The sequence below is a fragment of the Candidatus Manganitrophus morganii genome, from assembly GCA_021651055.1.
Taxonomy (GTDB): Bacteria; Nitrospirota; Nitrospiria; order SBBL01; family Manganitrophaceae; genus Manganitrophus; species Manganitrophus morganii.
Genome location: JAJHOH010000001.1, coordinates 2,539,201 through 2,557,306, shown reverse-complemented (window position 1 = coordinate 2,557,306; position 18,106 = coordinate 2,539,201). Strand labels below are relative to the sequence as shown.

Annotated in this window: 21 protein-coding genes; 1 reads left to right on the top strand and 20 read right to left on the bottom strand. The window is 54.8% G+C overall.

Features of this window, described 5'->3' with window-relative positions:
• Window positions 1–162 precede the first annotated feature (162 nt).
• The 19 genes from MCM46_11815 to gspE all read right to left on the bottom strand — a co-directional run bounded on the left by MCM46_11815 (window position 163) and on the right by gspE (window position 16,646).
• Window positions 163–366 carry a cold shock domain-containing protein gene (locus MCM46_11815; protein ID MCG3112492.1) on the bottom strand — a complete coding sequence of 68 codons (204 nt, stop codon included), beginning with the start codon at window positions 364–366 and terminating at the stop codon, window positions 163–165.
• Window positions 367–505: 139 nt separating this feature from the next.
• On the bottom strand, window positions 506–1,402 hold the full coding sequence (locus MCM46_11810; GenBank protein ID MCG3112491.1) for a M23 family metallopeptidase: 897 nt from the start codon (window positions 1,400–1,402) through the stop codon (window positions 506–508).
• Window positions 1,403–1,804: 402 nt separating this feature from the next.
• Entirely contained in the window at window positions 1,805–2,122 is a 318-nt protein-coding gene (locus MCM46_11805) for a divalent-cation tolerance protein CutA (GenBank protein MCG3112490.1), read from the bottom strand.
• A 59-nt stretch (window positions 2,123–2,181) separates the two neighbouring features.
• Window positions 2,182–3,591, bottom strand: coding sequence for a type IV pilus secretin PilQ (gene pilQ / locus MCM46_11800; GenBank protein MCG3112489.1), 1,410 nt, complete (start codon window positions 3,589–3,591; stop codon window positions 2,182–2,184).
• 25 nt (window positions 3,592–3,616) lie between these two features.
• Window positions 3,617–4,018, bottom strand: coding sequence for a hypothetical protein (locus tag MCM46_11795; protein ID MCG3112488.1), 402 nt, complete (start codon window positions 4,016–4,018; stop codon window positions 3,617–3,619).
• Window positions 4,015–4,566: a type 4a pilus biogenesis protein PilO gene (gene pilO / locus MCM46_11790; protein MCG3112487.1), complete on the bottom strand. Its 552-nt coding sequence runs from the start codon at window positions 4,564–4,566 to the stop codon at window positions 4,015–4,017. Before pilO ends, MCM46_11795 begins: the two co-directional genes overlap by 4 nt.
• Window positions 4,563–5,126, bottom strand: a complete 564-nt coding sequence (locus MCM46_11785; GenBank protein MCG3112486.1) for a PilN domain-containing protein — start codon at window positions 5,124–5,126, stop codon at window positions 4,563–4,565. The genes pilO and MCM46_11785 overlap by 4 nt, the downstream gene beginning before the upstream one ends.
• 41 nt (window positions 5,127–5,167) lie before the next feature.
• Complete coding sequence (gene pilM / locus MCM46_11780) at window positions 5,168–6,190, bottom strand: type IV pilus assembly protein PilM (GenBank protein MCG3112485.1); 1,023 nt, start codon at window positions 6,188–6,190, stop codon at window positions 5,168–5,170.
• The gene (locus MCM46_11775; protein MCG3112484.1) at window positions 6,171–6,458 is read right to left on the bottom strand and encodes a MerR family transcriptional regulator; all 288 of its coding nucleotides are present in this window, start codon (window positions 6,456–6,458) and stop codon (window positions 6,171–6,173) included. Before MCM46_11775 ends, pilM begins: the two co-directional genes overlap by 20 nt.
• A 76-nt stretch (window positions 6,459–6,534) precedes the next feature.
• The gene (locus MCM46_11770; GenBank protein ID MCG3112483.1) at window positions 6,535–8,211 is read right to left on the bottom strand and encodes a hypothetical protein; all 1,677 of its coding nucleotides are present in this window, start codon (window positions 8,209–8,211) and stop codon (window positions 6,535–6,537) included.
• Window positions 8,212–8,246: 35 nt separating this feature from the next.
• Window positions 8,247–9,131, bottom strand: a complete 885-nt coding sequence (locus tag MCM46_11765) for a hypothetical protein (GenBank protein MCG3112482.1) — start codon at window positions 9,129–9,131, stop codon at window positions 8,247–8,249.
• Window positions 9,132–9,147: 16 nt separating this feature from the next.
• Window positions 9,148–10,908 carry a hypothetical protein gene (locus MCM46_11760; GenBank protein ID MCG3112481.1) on the bottom strand — a complete coding sequence of 587 codons (1,761 nt, stop codon included), beginning with the start codon at window positions 10,906–10,908 and terminating at the stop codon, window positions 9,148–9,150.
• A complete protein-coding gene (locus MCM46_11755) occupies window positions 10,905–11,486 on the bottom strand; it encodes a type II secretion system GspH family protein (protein ID MCG3112480.1) in 582 nt (193 codons plus the stop codon). Before MCM46_11755 ends, MCM46_11760 begins: the two co-directional genes overlap by 4 nt.
• Window positions 11,487–11,495: 9 nt before the next feature.
• Entirely contained in the window at window positions 11,496–11,924 is a 429-nt protein-coding gene (locus tag MCM46_11750; GenBank protein MCG3112479.1) for a type II secretion system GspH family protein, read from the bottom strand.
• 6 nt (window positions 11,925–11,930) lie between these two features.
• Entirely contained in the window at window positions 11,931–12,470 is a 540-nt protein-coding gene (locus MCM46_11745) for a prepilin-type N-terminal cleavage/methylation domain-containing protein (GenBank protein ID MCG3112478.1), read from the bottom strand.
• A gap of 93 nt (window positions 12,471–12,563) precedes the next feature.
• Complete coding sequence (locus MCM46_11740) at window positions 12,564–13,016, bottom strand: prepilin-type N-terminal cleavage/methylation domain-containing protein (protein ID MCG3112477.1); 453 nt, start codon at window positions 13,014–13,016, stop codon at window positions 12,564–12,566.
• A 50-nt stretch (window positions 13,017–13,066) separates the two neighbouring features.
• Window positions 13,067–13,495, bottom strand: coding sequence for a type II secretion system protein GspG (locus MCM46_11735; GenBank protein MCG3112476.1), 429 nt, complete (start codon window positions 13,493–13,495; stop codon window positions 13,067–13,069).
• Window positions 13,482–14,693, bottom strand: coding sequence for a type II secretion system F family protein (locus MCM46_11730; GenBank protein MCG3112475.1), 1,212 nt, complete (start codon window positions 14,691–14,693; stop codon window positions 13,482–13,484). The genes MCM46_11735 and MCM46_11730 overlap by 14 nt, the downstream gene beginning before the upstream one ends.
• Before the next feature lie 228 nt (window positions 14,694–14,921).
• On the bottom strand, window positions 14,922–16,646 hold the full coding sequence (gspE, locus tag MCM46_11725; protein MCG3112474.1) for a type II secretion system ATPase GspE: 1,725 nt from the start codon (window positions 16,644–16,646) through the stop codon (window positions 14,922–14,924).
• Window positions 16,647–16,806: 160 nt separating this feature from the next.
• On the opposite strand from gspE, the gene MCM46_11720 reads away from it, so the two are divergent.
• Window positions 16,807–16,983, top strand: a complete 177-nt coding sequence (locus MCM46_11720) for a hypothetical protein (protein ID MCG3112473.1) — start codon at window positions 16,807–16,809, stop codon at window positions 16,981–16,983.
• Here the strand turns inward: MCM46_11720 and MCM46_11715 are convergent.
• Window positions 16,964–18,094, bottom strand: coding sequence for a geranylgeranyl reductase family protein (locus tag MCM46_11715; protein ID MCG3112472.1), 1,131 nt, complete (start codon window positions 18,092–18,094; stop codon window positions 16,964–16,966). The two genes, MCM46_11720 and MCM46_11715, sit on opposite strands and share 20 nt — an antisense overlap.
• Window positions 18,095–18,106 lie beyond the last annotated feature (12 nt).

Sequence of the window (18,106 nt, the reverse complement as noted above, 5' to 3'; positions counted from 1 at the left end):
GATGACCTTCTTTAATAGAATATCTAGCATTGCAATTCCCTTAACCTAAGAGAGTACTTCTCAAAATGTTTTGATTATATCATAGAACATTCACCGTTACTATCTGCCCCCAAAAAAAAACCCCGACAAGACCTTTCTTGTCGGGGTTGAAACCGCTCCATTCTATTCCTTTATCACGTTGGCAGCCTGCGGACCCTTCTCACCCTGGATAATCTCAAACTCGACCGTTTGTCCTTCAGCCAATGTCTTGAACCCCTCCCCCTTGATCGCTGAAAAATGGACAAACACATCTCCCCCATCTTCCCTTTCAATAAAACCATACCCCTTCTTTTCGTTGAACCACTTGACTTTCCCTTTCACCGCCATCTGACCTCAAACCCTCCTGCTGCCCATCTTGATCAGCCTCCCCGGCCCGAACCAGGATGGGGTGTTGATAATCCAGAGAGAAACCCGCGCAGTCTCTCCCCCCTTCAAAGAGAAGGAGATCTCCTTCTCTTGAGCTTTCTTAATTCAAAATATATCTCATTGGATTGACGGGTACGTCATTGACATAAATTTCATAATGGAGGTGAGGTCCGGTGGAGAGGCCGGTGCTTCCAACGTAAGCGATGACATCTCCCCGCTTTACTTTTTGTCCGACTTTCACTGCCGCCTTCGCCAGATGGCCATAATAGGTCATAATCCCATACCCGTGATTGATCTTGATCAGCTTTCCGAGTCCACTATCAAATCCGGTATAACTCACCACACCGGCTGCCGGTGCAATGACAGGGGTATCTTGGCGGGATGCGATATCAATACCGTTGTGCTTACTCACTCTCCCCGTAAAAGGGGAGACGCGATTACCATAACCAGATGTCAACCAACCGGTCGTCGGCCAGATCGAGGGGGTCGATGCCCACAAAGATTGGCGACTCTGGACTGCTTCGGTCAATTCCTGGAAACTCTTTTCTTGCGCGATCGCTTTGGCTTGGAGATCTCCTAAATCGAGCTGAATCGACGTCATTAACTTTGAGGAATCTGGATGAGACAGATCGACCTCTTCCTGCCCCCCTAACCCCATGACGCCCACTTCTTTCCTCGGTCCGATGTCGGTAATGACGCGCAATTTCTGGTCCAACTCGATCAGACGGTTCATCTGATTCTTCAAATCATCAATGCTCGTCAAAAAGCTCTGGATTTGGATTTTTTGGGTTTTTGTTTCTTTTCGAAGGTCTTTTAGTTCTGTGATTTGGCCTAACATTAAGAAGTATTGTACGAAAAAACCGGCAAGAACTAATATGAGGACCGATGAAAATCCGATTAAATATTTGCAGGTTTTTTTACTGAGCGAAAATCGGTATGGCTCTGATGTGGGACTTGGGAGAATTACAACCGTATAGGAGTCGTCCGTCTTCCCCATCACTCTCTCCTAAAAATTTGGCCGGGATGGTATCACAGCCATTTCCGCTTTGTCAAGCTGGATATCCCCCGAAATCATAAATCCCGGGCCGCGACACGTTTTATCGCCTCTCTACAGCACTTAAATCTAGCAGCTTTTAACCTCTTGTCAAGACAAAAGTAAGGCATTATGCCTAGCCATTTGTGACATAATTTTTATTTCATTTTTTGGGATATTTTTTATTAAAAATCATAATAATAACAATACGATATTTATTTAATATTTTATCTCGACTCGACGTGAAGAGCGGTATCGGGAAGTGACCCGTTTTTATCTTATAAAGTGATGCCGGAAGAAGATACCTTTTTGATTGATTTTCGAAAGTTTTAGACTCCTTTTCCAAAGTTCAAGGCAGGAGAAATGTCACGGCTGAGTATTCTCTCGAATCCAATTGAGATAGTCCGAAGAACCTTCCACCAGGGGAAGGGCGATAATCTCCGGCACGGAATAAGAATGGCGTCTTTTCACTTCTTCCGCCAGCCGGGCGAAGCACTCTCTTCTCGATTTTAGGATCACCAGCGCTTCCTGCTCCTGACATATTTTCCCCTCCCACGAGAAAATCGATGAAATCGGAGAGAAGATATTCGCGCAGGCGGCCAGCTTCATTTCAACAAGCGCCCGCCCGATCTTCTCCCCTTCTTCTTTGGAAGAGGTGGTCATCAGAACGACGATTTCATCCATAGGACAATTCGATTCGGCGAGAAAATAAACGGCGAGGCGGTTTCGTCGGCCCGGGTATCTTACTGCCGGGCGACCTCGTTCCCTCCTTTATAGACGGTCGGCGTAATGAAAATCAAGAGTTCATTTTGGATGTCCATTTTTGTTTCTTTTTTGAATAACCAGCCTAAGATGGGAATCTTTGAGAGCCAGGGAACGCTCTTCTCTCCGTGCGACTCGTTACGGGTATAAATTCCGCCGATTACGACGGTCTCATTGTCTCCGACTAAGAGATCGGTCTCGGCGGTGCGAGTCGTCAGGGGGGGGATGTTCTGGACTTGGCGGTTAAAATCGGGATCTTTTTTTTCGGTCTTCACATGAAGCAAAATTTGATTGTCCGGTGTAATGTGGGGCGTTACGGTGAGCTCTAATTTCGCATCGATGACAGTAACCCCTGTTGTCGTTGTGGCGCCGGCTGTTGTTTCCGTCGCCGAGGTTGCCGTCGATAAAATTGAAGTTGTCGGTATGAGGATTTCTGTTCCGCTGGAAATTTTCGCTTCTTTATTATTTAAAGTGAGAACACGGGGATTGGATAAGATCTTCCCCCGCCCGGTATCTTCCATTGCGGAGAGCTGAAGATCCAGCTGGAGGCTCGATCCCGCATTGGCGAAGGTAAAACCCAGCCCCCCGCCCGAGCCGATGCCGACCGCCGCCGGAAGATTGACTGCAAAGTTATTCCCGGAAAGACCGGCTCCCCCGGTCAGGGCATTTGAACCGGTTGTTGAGGTCGTTCCCCTCGTCGCTCCAGTCACCTGAAACCGATCCGACTCGTACGCTCCTCCCCACTGGACGCCCAACTCTCGGGTAAAATTGGCATTCACCTCGACGATCCGCGCTTCGATCATGACTTGAGGGGTCTTGCTGTCGAGTTCCTTCACCACCTCATTAATTTTCGCCATGTTCCAGGCATAATCACGGACAACCAAAGCATTGGTTCGGACATCGATCGTAAGGCTTCCTTTTTTGGTCAGCAGCCCTTTCACGCTCTCCTGCATCTCTTTGGCACTCCCGAAATGGATCGGGATGATCTTCGTCGCAAGATCAGCCTCTCCTTCTCCGAAAGGAGATTTCATCACGCGGATAATGTCTCCCTCCCGGAAAGAGGTCAGGTTGTTGATTTTCAAAATCGATTCGAGCGCCTCCTCGAACGTGACCTCCCGGAAGCTGAGGGTCAACTTCCCGTCGACATCGTCACTGATAATGATATTGAGATGATTCTCTTGACCCAGGGCGCGAAGGACATCCTTCAACTCGGCATTTCGGAATTCCATCGAAAAGAGGGAATCATCTTTTTTAAGCGAGATGGACGCGCGCTCGGCCGCTTCCTGTGCATCCGCCCGCATCGCTGCGGGGACAAAAATCAGGAAGAGGGAAAAGTATATCGCTACATTGATGAGAGCCCCTCTAGGCCGGGCCGTGAAAAATGCGTTCATCGAATATCCTCCGCATAAGCGTTCATTACTTCGCTAAAAATTGGTCTACTTTCAATTCCATTATCTTAGAACCTTCTCTGAGAACTACCCGATCGGAGAGAATTTCTTGCACCATCATCCCTTCAATCCGATCCCCCAGACGAAGAATACGGTGATTGATGATCGCCGCCCCTTCCCCATCCCGGTAGATGATCGCGCTCAAAGAAAATGCTTTTCCGGCATCGTTCTCGACACTGTTCAACAGCGCCTGCTCGGGGAGTGGGGCCGGAAGAATAAACGGATCCCTTCCCCAATCGGTCGCACTCTGCTTCTCTTCAAGAAAAGCGCGATTCATGTCGATCAATGAAGGGGCATTCTGGGCCGAGAAAACAGGCAGCGTGAGAAGGAGTAAACAAATGGACAGGATGACAACAGCCATTTTCTTCATACGCCTCCTCCCTTATAAACCTGTAGGACCATCTCGGCGATGACGTCGGGACTGGTCTCGGCGGTTGATTCAATTTTGAGACGTTCGATCACAATGGGGCGCGGGAGACGCTCCAGCGCCGAAATATAATCTCCCAGATTGAAAAATCGGGAGCGGCTCTTGATCTGAATCTGCAAAATTTCATAGCCCTCTTTCTTTTCAGCCGGACTTGGTTTGAGCTCCATCAGTTGGACCTCCTTGATCCGCGCCTGCCGGCTGAGCTCTTCCAAGATCATCGAGAGCGACGCATCCGAAAGGACCGGCGCCGGCTCGGATTCAGAGGGGTTGGCGGCTTCGGCTCTTCGCATCAGCACGGGGATCGTGGAGGAAAGCATCGAAATTTCTTGTTGAAGGGTTTTCTTTTGCTCATCGAGTCTCTGCCGTTCCGCCATCCTCGGCTGCAGGAAAAAGAAGACAAACGAATAGAGGAGCGCAAATAAGGTGGAGACGAAGAGAATTCGCTCTCTTTTTGATAATTTTGACCATTGTAGTTGGGTCAATGCGCTCATCTCTTTCCCAATTGGACTTCCGGATCGACCTTCTTCAATCGGGTGTTGATTGAGAAGTCAACCTTCCGCTCGGTATTCTGCCGTGAAAAATCAAGCAGCACATCTTGGAACATCCGGGAGGCTTCCAGTGAGGACAGAAGATCGGTCACTTTCTGATAGGAGACCGCGAAGCCATCGAAGCGAACCCCCTCCCCTGCATTGTTCTCAAATCCGGTGATCCATACCCCTTCCGGAACCACCCGGCTGACCTCGACCAACACCCTCGACCAGGCGATCCGCTCTTTTAAAATCATCTCTTCCGTCAAGGAACCCTCCCTGCGGGTGAGGATTCCCGGGGCCAGCGCCGCCATTTGCTGTTCGAGTTCTTGGCGCTGTTGTAAAATTGCATCGACCTCTCTTTTCAGCAGGATCTGCTTCTTCTCCTCTTGAATATAAAATAGAATGAAAAGAACAAGGAATATCCCGGCCGAGGCGACCGCCCACTGCTTTTTGCGGGGGGTCCTTGCCTTGGCGGATCCTTCAAGGAGATCCGGTTGAAAGAGGTTAATATGTTCTTTCATCATCCTCATCCGCCCGTTCCAAATAAACGGAAAGAGCGGCCTTAATTGTGAGAACGGAGGGCCAACCCAATCCCGCTCGAGAAGCGAGGGGCGATTGCCCGGATCGCGCCGACCGATTCCGTTCCGATGATCTCCGCAAGGGGATCATCAATTTCCATCTCGGCATCAAAATAACTACCAAAATAATCGGAGAAGCCGGGAAGAAGCGCCCCTCCCCCCATCAAGATCACCTTCTTGAAAACCCCTTCCCGGAACTGAGCCCGGTAATAATCGATCGACCGCTGGATTTCAACGATAAACCGGTCGATTTCATTTTTGATGATCGCCTGCGGCCCCTCTTCCGCGCCGAGCCCTTTTTCGCGTTTCAGCTTTTCCGCCTCGTCATACGGAAGGCCCATTTCCCGTTCGAGTCGGCGGGTAATCTGCTCCCCCCCCATTTCCAATCGCCGGGTAAATCGCAGGACACCATCTTTCAAAATCGTCATATCGGTTTTCACGGCGCCGATGTCGATATAGATGAAATTCCCCGTCAGCTCTTTCCCATAGCTCATCCGAATCGTATTCAGCAGAGAGAGGGGGTTCACATCGATGGCGACAATGTCGAGTCCCGCCCGCTGCATCATCGCCCACTGCTCGCGGAGGGAGTTCCTCTCAGCCACCACCAGAATCAAATCGTATCGCTTCGTTTCCCGCTCCTGCCGCCCCCCCGCGATGATAAAATCGAGGATCATCTCCTCCATCGGAATGGAAACCAGCTTTTTCGCCTCCCACTTCACCGCCTCCGCAAGCTCCTCTTTCGGCATGGCGGGGAGGGTTAAATATCGAATAAGAGGCGCCTGGCCGGAAAAATTAATGACCGCCTTCGGCCGCTTTTTCTCTTTGATCAACTCGTCCAGCGCCGCGGTGATATTCTCCTGCCGGAACTCCTGCTCCATCGGAAGCTCTTTGAGTCCGATGTCGAGCAGCTTCATCCCTTGCCGCGTCCGGCCAAGCCGGACCACCTTCACCGAGCTCGCCCCGATATCAATCGCCCAAAATGGCTTTTTAAACGGCAGCCACCCCATTAATTTCTCCCTTCTCCGATCCCTGGCGCCCGACACCGACCCCGGCATTTAACTCCTCCATCGCCATCTCGTAAGCGACCTTGTGTTTGAATCCCTTGCTTAAATATTTCCAGATAAATTTGATCTTGAGCAGATCTTCCCGGCTGTACTCCCGGGCTTCAAGGTCTCCCATCGGAATCCGTTTCGGCGTGACATATCCCTTCTGCTCCAGGTAGTAGAGTTTGTGCCTGGGGATATCGATCTCTTGTAAAATCTCCGATGTCTTCATCCAGCTGTCGTTTACCTATCGTTCTAAAAAGTGATAGATTTATTTTTCTAATGTTGCGCTAAAAACATTGTTTAGATCAGCGAAACTCCTCGCGGTACGATTCGGTGTTCGCCTCATTCAATGAGTTAAAATTAAATGCGTTCAGATTCACAACTTGTGATTGCGGCGGACTGGCGACCCCATTCTCGTCGGTCACCGTGACGGTGAATGTGCTGCTCGCTCCAGCGGTCGGCACCGCTGAAAAAACCAGTTCGAAGTCTCCTCCCTCGGTCAACGGAATCCGATCGGCGGCGGAAGGAGAAGCAAACTGAACGGGGCCGAAGGTCGGACCGGAGGCAACCCACGACTCGACCTGACTTCCAACCGCGTTCGTTACCAATGCGTAACCATCTTCCGCCCCTCCTCCCCATACCCAGCCGGATGGAACTGAGATCGAAACGCTCTGGGCCGGCGCGCAACCTTGATTCGTAATCGACCATGTCAATGGTTGGTTGGTGCTGGAAAGATTTGTTTCGGTGACATCGAGATTGATCACGTATCCACCCACATCCTCCGTACCGGAGACAACCGGACCGGTGCTGTTCCCGCCATTGCCGGTCGCAGAACCTGTGACAGAAAAGGTCGAACCGACCGCTCCTGTGACGGTCGCGGTCCAGGTAAAGGTGCCGGAGCTATTGTTGGCGAGGGAGGCGATGGATACCGGGGCCGGTCCGGTGAAGGCGCCGATCGTCGCAGTCCCCCCTCTCGTGAGCGCAGAGGGAACAATGTTGTTCACCGTCCCTCCTGTCACATTCGTCACCGTCAAGACAAAGGTCGCAACGTTCCCCGAAAAGAGGCAGGTCGGTGTGATCGAAAAGATTCCTGAAATAACGCCGATCGACACCGGGACGGAGATCACGGTTTTAGACGTTCTCGTGCCGACACCGGCATAGGCCTGGAATGTGACCGTACCGGGGCCGGACCCCGCAGTCGTGTAGCTCCAGACCATGGTTCCCGTGGCACCCGCATTAAGATTCAAGTTGGCCGGATTCGAAGTGGTCGCGACTGCGACCGGCGTCGGGGGATTGTTGAAGTGATTATACTGCCGTGTCGGCGGCTTCGGGTTCGAGGTCACGCCTGTTAAGTTGGACGTCGACCGATTGGTCACGGTCATCGTCAAAGTGAAGGTGCCGCCCACAGGCACTGCCGTCGTAGACGGCACCAGGGTCATCAAGAGAGATTTAAGGGTCCAGAGCCCGACGCTCGTTCCGCTGCTTTTGGTGACCGTTGAATCCGACCTGGAGGGAGGCCAGCGGCTGGTCGAATCCTGAAAATAGGCCCGGACATCCCGCAAGTCGTGGGTGACGTCCGATGAATACCGCCCGGCGACGATGTTTAACGTAAATGTCTTTGACGTGGACGGTCCCGCGGGACATCCGCCGATCGTGCAGACGATGGCATCGTTCGCCGTGTTGGCCCGGAAGGTGATCGAGGTGGTGGAAAAAGAGGTCCGGGTCCATCCCGCCGGGGCCGCGGTCGTGTTTGAGAAAACGGTCCCTCCAGTGGCGCTGGTCAGGCGAAACCGCATCTGATAGATCCGCTGATCCACTTCTCCCCCCGTGCTGCTGTTCGTAATCTGAAACGTCATCGAAGCGGGATCTCCCATGGTAAACTCGACCGGGGTCGGCGCATTAGTCATGGTCGATGTGAAGTTGTAAGCCGCCTCGGCCGCGCTCTGCCCAAAGGAGAAAAATAAGCCTGCCGTCATCAACATGATCAGTGTCACCCTTATTCGGGTTCTTTCGTCCATTATCGTTGCACTGTTTTGCGAACCGATCGGGCCGCGTTCCCCACTGCGGCCAGACTGACCGTTCCGGTCGAAATAATCTCCGCTTCAAGATCGGGGAGGGTCCCCTCCGCCAACAGCGGCGTCACCGGCCTGCCGTTGTTATGGGGGGCGGAGGCGGTCCCATTCTGGCAGCGCGTTACGCCGGTGAAGGTCATCGTGCCTCCGGCGATCGTCGACCCTGTGTAACTGATCTCTTCCTCGTCGATGTTGACCGTTCCCGCGCCGAGAAACTTTGGATGAGCAGCCACCGTGAATGATGCGGGGGCTGCGCAACTGTTGGCCAGCGCGACGGTGAGGGTCGTCACCGGATAAACCCGGTGGCCCCGTTCGTGGGCCGAAGCGCCGTTTGACACCCCGTCGACCGTCTGTCCCCGTGATATTCCGGTGAAGGTGTTTCCGACAATCCCACTGTAGAAGACGAATTCTGCGTCCCCGGTGAGGTCCTCCTCGATCTGTAAAAATCCGCTTGCCGGGAACCGGTTTGTGGTATAAACGCGGATCGGCGCGATCGAAGTGTCATCTGGGATGCGGGTTCTCAGCATCGTCGCCGGCAGGTTCACACTCACATTAAAAGACCCGGCTCCCAAATTCGTGGCCGGGATGAGAATCGGATCGACCGTGCTCCGATACCACTGAAGGTTCTGCGCCAGGAAGCGCTGGCTAAATTCCGTTCCTCCCTCCGCGACAAAAAAGGCTTGGTCCGATTTCACCTCGTTCATTGCGGAGAATCCCTGCGTGCCGACCAGGGAGACAACGGCAATGCCGAGGAAGCCGAAGACGACGATCAAGAAGACCGCCGCGATGAGGGCGATTCCACGCTCCGTCTTTAATACCGAATGACCCATGAAGAAAATCCTTCTTCTACTGAAACCGCTCGATCCAATCGATCCGAGGCTGCCCCCCGCCGCCCGACCCGAACTCGACGACAAACCAGCCGATGTCGGCCGACGAATTGGTATTGCTTCGCTGCATCGTGATCTGGGTCGGAGACAAGGCCATGGTGACCGAGCCGACGCCGACAAAATCGGAATCGGAACCGTTGTTCGGAGCATACGGAGAGCGGCCCATGCTCTGTCCCGCCGCCGGTTGAACCGACGCGAAGGCAACGGAACGGGTCACGTCGACCGGGGTCGCCAAGTTGACGGTCTCCAGTGGATCGCTGTTGGGAAAGGTCTCGCTTCCGTGTTGAACGTTGGAGCCATCTCTCAGTTCGATCGCCTGCCAGGTGATCTCTTCGATTCTGGCGGTCCGCCTTGTGGCGCGATCGATGGTGATGGTGGTCGGGCCGGTCAATTGTGCCCGCAGCATCCGGGCCCCGACGATGTCGTCTTCGTCTTGGCCCCTCGACGTCCGATATCCCACCAACACGAATGTCTTGCTGACATCGACTGCGATCGGAAGTGTCGCCGTAACGGTTTGAGCAGTAGGCCCCCCTTGATTCATCGCCGTTGGACCGATGGTCCCCTTCTGGACAAAAATGTCGGCCGGGTTGGTAAACTCGATCACCTGCCACCAGACGGTATGGGTATTATCGGCATCCGTCGCCCGAAATTGAAGATTGGTCGGACTCGTCAGCTCCCCGAGAATCGGGTCATTGTTATCCCAAGTGACATGGTCCGGGTCGGGCGTTTTCGACCAGGTCACGAAGGCCTGACTTAAAGAGGATACCCCTGCAAAACCTTGTGCAGCGCCGACATTCACCACCGCGTTGCTTTGGGTAATGGAGCCGCGCTGCACGTTGACACCGGCGGGGTACGCCACCACATACCACCGGATTGTGATCGGCCGGGACGCGTTTGTCCTCTGTTGAAACCGGATCGTATTCGCATCGAGGATCTGGCCGCGGAGCATTGCGCCGGTCGGCTCGTTGTGATTGTGACGGGTATTGAAAAGAAGAAAGGAGCGCGTCGGATCGACGGGAGTCGGTAACGGGATGTCCAGCGTTACGGTGTCCGAGGGATGACCCGAAATCGTGTTCTCGCCGGTTTGAACCGAGGGACCGCTGTTAGACAGACCCACCTCGATAACCCGTTGGCTGTTGCCGAGCGGTCCGCCGACCGTTCCGATCGAGCGGATCAGGCATTGGCTCTGAGTCACCTGGGCATTGTTTGCATGGGCGGCGGCCGTCGTTCCGTCCGCGCCCCGCTCCGCGCCGGTGAAACAGGCCGGGGCGCCGCAGACCAGCGCGTCCGTGGACGTTCCGGTATAATCGATCGACTCCGCATCAATGCGGATGCGTCCGTGCGGCGCATAACCCGCGATGGCGTCGACCGGAATCGTCGCCACGGAACTAGTGATCCCGCCGGCCTGATCGACAAGGGTGGACACCGGATTGTAGGCCGTCCCGACAGTGGTAAAGCTTCCTGCTCCCAGCGCCGTCGGAACGGCGTTGGTCAGCCCGGCGCAAGGGGTTCCCGTTTCGAACTGATACCGGGCCATCTGCATCCCCCCCGCGGCGATGAAAAAGGCCTGATCCGATCTCACCTCGTTCATCGCAGAGAATCCCTGCGTGCCGACCAGCGAGACGACGGAGACACCGAGAAAACCGAAGACGACAATCAGAAAAACCGCCGCGATCAGCGCGATTCCCCGTTCCGTCTCCAGAATCAAGAAGTGGCTCATACGAAATTCCTTGGGTGAACCCGAACCCGATACGCCTGCGATTCGCCGCTCTTTGTGACGGTCAGATCGACTTGGATGCTCCAAACCTGCGCCGCGGTCGTCGCTAACGTCACCCCATCCTGCTGGTAATGTCTAAAATCCACAGTGACCACATCGCCCGCCGCCAGAGGGATCAGGTTCCGAGTGATCGTGTTTCCAGTCAAAGAATAAGTGATGTTGCTCCCCGACATGTCAATAAAATTAAATGTCGTTGAAGGATTGGTACAGCAACCGGGAAGATCGGCGGCGGTTCGGCTTCGAATCATCCGCATCTCGCGCGCCATTCGCTCAATGGCAAGCCGTCCCTGGTTTGTGATGTCGGCCCGCGCATCCTCCGCAACAAACGCATTCAATCCTTGCCGGAGGAAAACCGATGCCATCCCGGCAATAATGCCGACCAGAATGATCGTGAGAACCAGCTCGATGAGGGTGAACCCTCGCTGGTCTGCAATCAGCAAACCAGCTCCGGCCGATCGCGTTCTCCGGCCTGAGAGATCTTCCCCTTTTCGATATCCTTCTCGATACTGCTGATCCAACACCGTTCATCCTTATGAGTAATTGGTAAAGAGCGTCACCGCCGTCAGACTTCCGATGGCTGCATGGCTGATCGTAACCTCAACCCTTTTGTAATCGGTCGGCGTTGGACCACAGGTTGTATCGTTCAAATTTCCCGCCGGGACATAACAGACAGTCCGAGTACAGGTAAATGCAGGAGACGGCATCAATCCCAGGGTACAGCCGGCGGTCACACCGGCGAAACCGCTCGCCCGTCTCTGGGCGACCGCCTGTTCGAGTTCCGCCTGCGCCAAGGCGAGCGCTTGCTGTGTCGACGTTGGCTGCGAGCTTCCTCGAAGGCTCACGGTGAATGGAATCAACACGCCGCCGAGAAAGCCGAGAACAACGATGAAGACGACGATCTCAATCAGTGTAAAGCCCCGCTCCAACATCAAACTCGATCTGATCAAAGTCAAACGCATTGGCCCTCACGGTAAACTGACCTTTCCCGTCTCCATGGCTACGGTCACAGAACGGGTAACCCCGCCCCCGGTCACACTAACTGACTTTGTTGCTGCCAAGGCTCCACCCCCATCAAATGGAACGCCGAGGGTGCTGAACTCAACGTACGACCCTGTAAAACCGACTGCAGAGATCGTGATCCCGGCGTAATTACCGGTGTTGAGTGTAAATGAAAGATTAGCCCCGCTGTTCGCCGGATCCGGTGCAACCTCTCCCGCCTCCGTTCCCCATGAACCGTTGCCGCTGACGTCATTCACCACGGCATAACCGCTTGCCGGGGTCTGCGGCGGGGTGTTGAAATAGACCCGATACCGCAGGTTTTGGATCATCGCCAACTGCTGGGCATAGGCGATATCCGATTGGAGCTTTCGGGCGGCGGCGGCCGCCTTCGTCCCGGCCATGTTCCCCGCGCGGGGAAGTGCCCCCGCAGCGAGGATCATGAGCAGAACGATGATGATCACTACTTCCACCAGCGTGAAACCGGCTTCTCCGCGCGGTCTGGCCACGGTTGTCCTCTCTTCCAGGCGAGGTGCGCCGGAAAAATAGGGCGGTCCTTTTAACCGGCTACGGCCCCCATCAATCGAATTACAGCCCTATGATTAACTACAGTCGCCCGTCAACGCAGTGACCAGGCCGGTTGTGTCATTGTATTCGACCCGACATGTTGCGCCTCCGCCACTGGGCACAAAAAGACTGGTCCCACCCAGCACGTAGGTAGGCGTAAACCCGCCGATGTCATTCATGGCGCTTTGAATCCCAGCCACCGATCCAGTCGGAACACCCGCCGCTGTACCCGCTGTCCCCACGGCAACCGTCGTTCCATCTGCCATTGTAACCGGAGAAGTGCCTGTTCCATTAATCATGTACTGCGCCTTCACGACAGCGACCGCCGCACGGAGCCCACCTGCAAAACCGTTGACGCTGGAGGTTCTGGCCGCAGTTGTGATGTCGATAAACCTTGGAACCGCAAATGCCGCCAATAGGCCAAGGACGACAATGACGACCACCAACTCGACCAAGGTGAAACCCTTTTCATTCTTCAGTGTCTTCATGAACCTTCTCCTCCTTATGGATTGATTGCCGTTGACTGACTTGCTTCTTGTTACCATGTTTCATAACCGGGGGTTCTCGAAGAGATCCGCCCGTTTCTCGGGTCATACCGATATCGATTTCCGAACGGATCCAGCAGATGTCCCTCCGGATCAGCTGTCACTGAGCTGAGATATTCCTCTTTGAAGAACGTATCTTCACGTGCCGGAAACACCAGCCGCTTCTGAACTAGGCTTCCCAGATCCGACGGATACTGATGTTCCATAAAATGGTAGAGTTGAATTGTCTTTCGGAGATTGACCAACCCTGCCTGCAATGTCACTTCCTTCGCCACTTGCACTGTCATAGAGTAATAAGAAAAGATAACGGTTATCATAATACCGATCAGAATACATACCAGTAGTGTGTCTAGAGCCCCTTTCCCCTCTTCGTTTTGAAATAGTTTGGCGGCCCGCGTCGATTTATCCTCATTTGACCACATTGATCAGGTTCCACCAGGGTAAAAAGATCGCGAGGGCAAGAAGGAGCACCGCGCCGCCAATGACGACGAGAAGTACCGGTTCTAGGCTGCTCGAGAGGTTCTTGATTGCATAATCGACATCCCGGTCATAATATTCGGACACCTTCATCATCATCTCTTCGGTTTTGCCGCTCTCCTCTCCAACCGCCACCATCTGCAGAACGATCGGCGGGAAGACTTTGCTGACCCGCATCGGCTGGACGATCCCACGCCCTTGCCGGGCAGAGTCCCGAACATTGTCGACAATCCGCGCAATCATCACGTTGCCGACCGTCTCCGAAACGATCTCCAACGTCTGAAGGATCGGAAGACCCGCTCGGTGGAGGGTTCCAAAAACACGGGCAAACCGCGAGAGAGCGACCTTCATGAAGATCGGTCCGAAGATCGGGATCTTCAGCTTGACGCCGTCCCACCAAAGCCTTCCGGACACCGTGTTGACGTGCTTCCGAAACCCGATGATTGCGGCTGCAACGACAACCAAGATCAGCAGACCATACTGGTGGGCCACCTGGTTGATCCCGATCATAATCCGGGTCGGCAGCGGCAGCTCGACTTTAAAGTTGGCAAAGAGCGCAGCAAATTTCGGAATAACGAAGGTAATCAAAATCCCAAAGGCGACGACCAAAGCTGTCACAACAATCTTCGGATAACGCGTCGCCGCTTTGATCCGGGCGCGCGTTTCAGCCTCATGCTCCGCCAGCAGTGCCAGACGATTAAGCATTTCATCAAGCACACCCCCCGTCTCTCCCGCCTTGATCATGCTGACATAGAGAGAACTGAATACCTTCGGATGCTTCGCAAGGGCATCGGCAAAGGTGCTTCCCCCCTCCACATCCCGCCGCACCTGGTTGATCACTTTTTTCAGCTTCGGGTTCTCCGTCTGCTCCTCCAGCGCGGTGAAACTCGCCATGAAGGGAATCCCGGCGCCGATCAGCGTCGCCAATTGCCGAGAGAAGATGATCAAATCCTCGGAAGAGATCCTCTCGAATTGCGGAAGAAGCTCGGCCAGCGAAAGGCCGGGCTTTTCCTCGTCGATCGCAACGGGGATATAACCGAGACTATCAAGATGCCCGGCCACCGCCTCTTTGCCGTGGGTCTCAAACGTTCCCATAAAGAGGGCGCCGTATTTGTCTCTCGCTTTGTACCGAAAAGTGGGCATGTCCTTCCCTATACCTGCGGTGATCCCATCGCACAGTTTTGCAAGTCATATGCCTTTGGGGTATTCTGGAAAGAAGTCGCTAAAATACTATAAAAGTCATGCGGTTAACGGCTTGATTCGAAGAAAGGAAGGACGTTAGAAATTTAAACTTATGTAGGCTGTGACCCAACCGGGCCGTTTTTTGTCAGGAAAAATCCGCATGGATTGTGATTCAAAGAGGGGAAGTCTTTAGGTGAGGTCGCCGTCGAATTCCTGGGTGACGCGGAAAACCTCTTCCACGCTCGTCATTCCCTGGACTGCCTTGAAAAGGCCTTCGACGCGAAGCGATTTAAATTTCATGTTCGCCGCATACTTGCGGACCTCGTTGGAGGCGGCGCGCGTCACGACGAGCTGGCGGATTGGATCGTCGGCCATCAGCAGCTCATAAATGGCGATCCGCCCGGAATACCCGCTCCCCCGGCAGTCGGGACATCCCTCGCCCCGGGCAAAGGTGATCTCCCGCTTCCCGTTCACGAGATGCGAGAGGCCGAGATCGCTTAAAAGCTGGGGGGTGGCGGCGTAGGACTTCTTGCAGGCATTGCAGACTTTTCGAACCAGCCGCTGCGCCGCAATGCCGATCAACGAAGAGGCGATGAGGAACGGCTCGACCCCCATGTCGACCAGCCGGGCGATGGCGCCGGCCGCATCGTTGGTATGAAGGGTCGATAAGACGAGATGGCCGGTGAGGGCCGCCTGAATGGCGATGGTGGCGGTTTCCCGGTCCCGAATCTCCCCGACCATCACAATGTCGGGGTCTTGCCGCAAGATCGAGCGAAGCCCGTTGGCGAAGGTCACGCCGACTTTCGTATTCACCGGCACCTGATTGATCAGCTTGATCTGATACTCCACCGGATCTTCAATTGTCACGATGTTTCTTTCAACCGAGCTGAGCTGTTTGAGGGCCGAGTAGATCGTCGTCGTTTTGCCGCTTCCGGTCGGTCCCGTCACCAAAACGAGACCATAGGGGCGGCGGATCATTTTCTCGAAAATCTGAAGCCCCTCGGTTGAAAAACCCAAATCGGAGAGAGAGAGGAGCAGCTTCGATTTGTCGAGCAGCCGCATCACGATCTTCTCGCCGAAGAGGGTCGGGAGGGTTGAGAGACGGATATCGATGTCGCGATCTCCCACCTTCATCTGGATGCGCCCATCCTGAGGAACCCGCTTCTCGGCAATGTCGAGATCGGCCATGATCTTGATCCGGGAAGCGACCCCCGACTGAAGATTGCGCGGGGCGGTCATCACTTCCCGGAGCAGTCCGTCGCGCCGGAACCGGATACGGAGGACCTCGCCGTCGGGCTCGATGTGAATGTCGCTTGAACCTTCTTTGATCGCCTGCGTGATCATCGTATTGACGAACTTGACGACCGGCGTGTCTTCAGCCAACTTGGAGAGCTCGATGACAGCGTCCCCTTCTTCGGCCACCCCGAATCCCTGACGGTCGGCTTCCCGCGCCGCCTCCTCCAAGGAGCCCGCGCCGGAGTAGTAGCGGTCGATCGCCCTCATTACATCCGATTCTTTGCTCATCACCGGCTCGATCTCGCAGCCGGCGGTCCGCTTCACATCGTCGATCGCAAAAACGTTCAAGGGATCGGCCATCGCCAGGGTCAGAATGGACCCTTTTTTGTAAAGAGGGATGATCTGATGACGGCGGGCCAGCATCTCCGGGACGATCAGGATGGTCTCCGGCTCGACGATGATGCCGGAAAGATCGACATACTGAATCCCCATCTGCTTCCCGAGAACTTTGATGATATCGTCCTCGGTGACAAGGCCCAGGCTCTTGAGGACCACCCCGATCCGCCCGCCGTGTGTCTTCTGCTCGGCAAGCGCGCGCTTCAGCTGTTCGTTCGAAAGGAGTCCCTCGGCGATCAACATTTCGCCGAGCATCTTTCTTTTCTGCTGCGGTTGCGGCATGGTTGGCTCTTTTTTCAGATGGGTAGGGGCATATTGCAATACGCTCCTAACTATAACAGCCGTCGGACATTTGTCAAGAATGGCGCGTGAAACACGGCTAAATTGATTTTTAGGCAGGGCTGTGGTAAATTCCGGTCTTGCTTAATCAGGATGAAGATCGATGGGAAAGTTTTTTTATTACCTCGGCAGAGTCGTTCAGGCAACGGGATTGCTTTTGATCTTAAATGTCTTGATCGTCTCCGGGCTTCAGAACGGCAGCATGGGATTTCTATTTAAGTTCACGGTGCTGGGAATGGGAATCTTTATGGTGGGGTGGTTCATCCAGCAGTATTCTTGAACGGAATGAACTTTCGAACAAAGGCCCACTGCACTTCCTTCCAAAATTGACAGTAAGTCCGCTCCCCCCGAAGAATCCCCAAATAGAGATCGACGGCCCCCGGATGAAGACGGATCGCCTCCAGATAGAGGCCGGGGAAAGCATAGACCCACTTCGCCATCCGCGCCGCCCGCTCGAAGTCGGGATAAAAAGTCTCCCGAACGGCCCGGTCGTAAGAGGTCGCCTCCCCGCGGCCGGCAAAGGCGGCGCCGATCGCTTCGGCCGCCATCTGTCCGCTGCGGACCGCATAAAAAATTCCTTCTCCGAAGAGCGGATCGACCAACCCGCCCGCATCCCCGATGAGGAGCACCCTTCCCTTCGCCAGGGGGGGGGAAGACCTCCGATAGATCGGAATCGTGCAGCCGTTCGGCGGGACCGAACCCGCTTCGGAAGAGAGCGGGTGCCGTCCAAGAAAATCGGAATAAAGCGCCTGTGGCTTTGAAACCTTTCCTTTAAAATCGGCCACCCCGATCGCCGCCCCGTTCTCCTTTGGAAAAATCCAACCGTATCCCCGCGGAACCGCCAGATCGATCCAGACCGCTTCCTCTTTGTTCCGGAGGGGAACCTCCGTTTCCAGGGCGAAGGCAAGGTGTTTCTTCCAATCGGGATGGAACTTCCGGGCCACACGGCCGGCTGCGCCGTCGGCGCCGATCAAAAACGAAGCGGTATCGGGGCCCCGGCGGCTTTGCACCTCCACCCCTTCCGGCGTTTGGCGCCAATCGCGCACCGGGCAATTCTCGACGATCTCCGCCCCCGCCTTTCGCGCTTTCTCGGCAAGGTAGGCGTCGAATCGATCACGACGCACCAGATAGGCGACCGGCTCGGCGGAAGAACCCGACACCTCTTTTTTTCGGAGAAGAAAAACGACTTTTCGGATTTCCCGCTCGACGATCTCTTTCAGGTCGGCGTCCAGGTAGGGAAGGAGGCGAGCGGAGAGCCCTCCCCCGCACGATTTATGTCTTGGGTGAGCGGCCTTCTCCAGGAGAAGGACCGAACGCCCCTGCCGCGCGAGGGCCGTTGCCGCCGCAGATCCCGCGGGGCCGGCGCCGATGATGATGACGTCGTAGTGCATGTTCATTCCAGA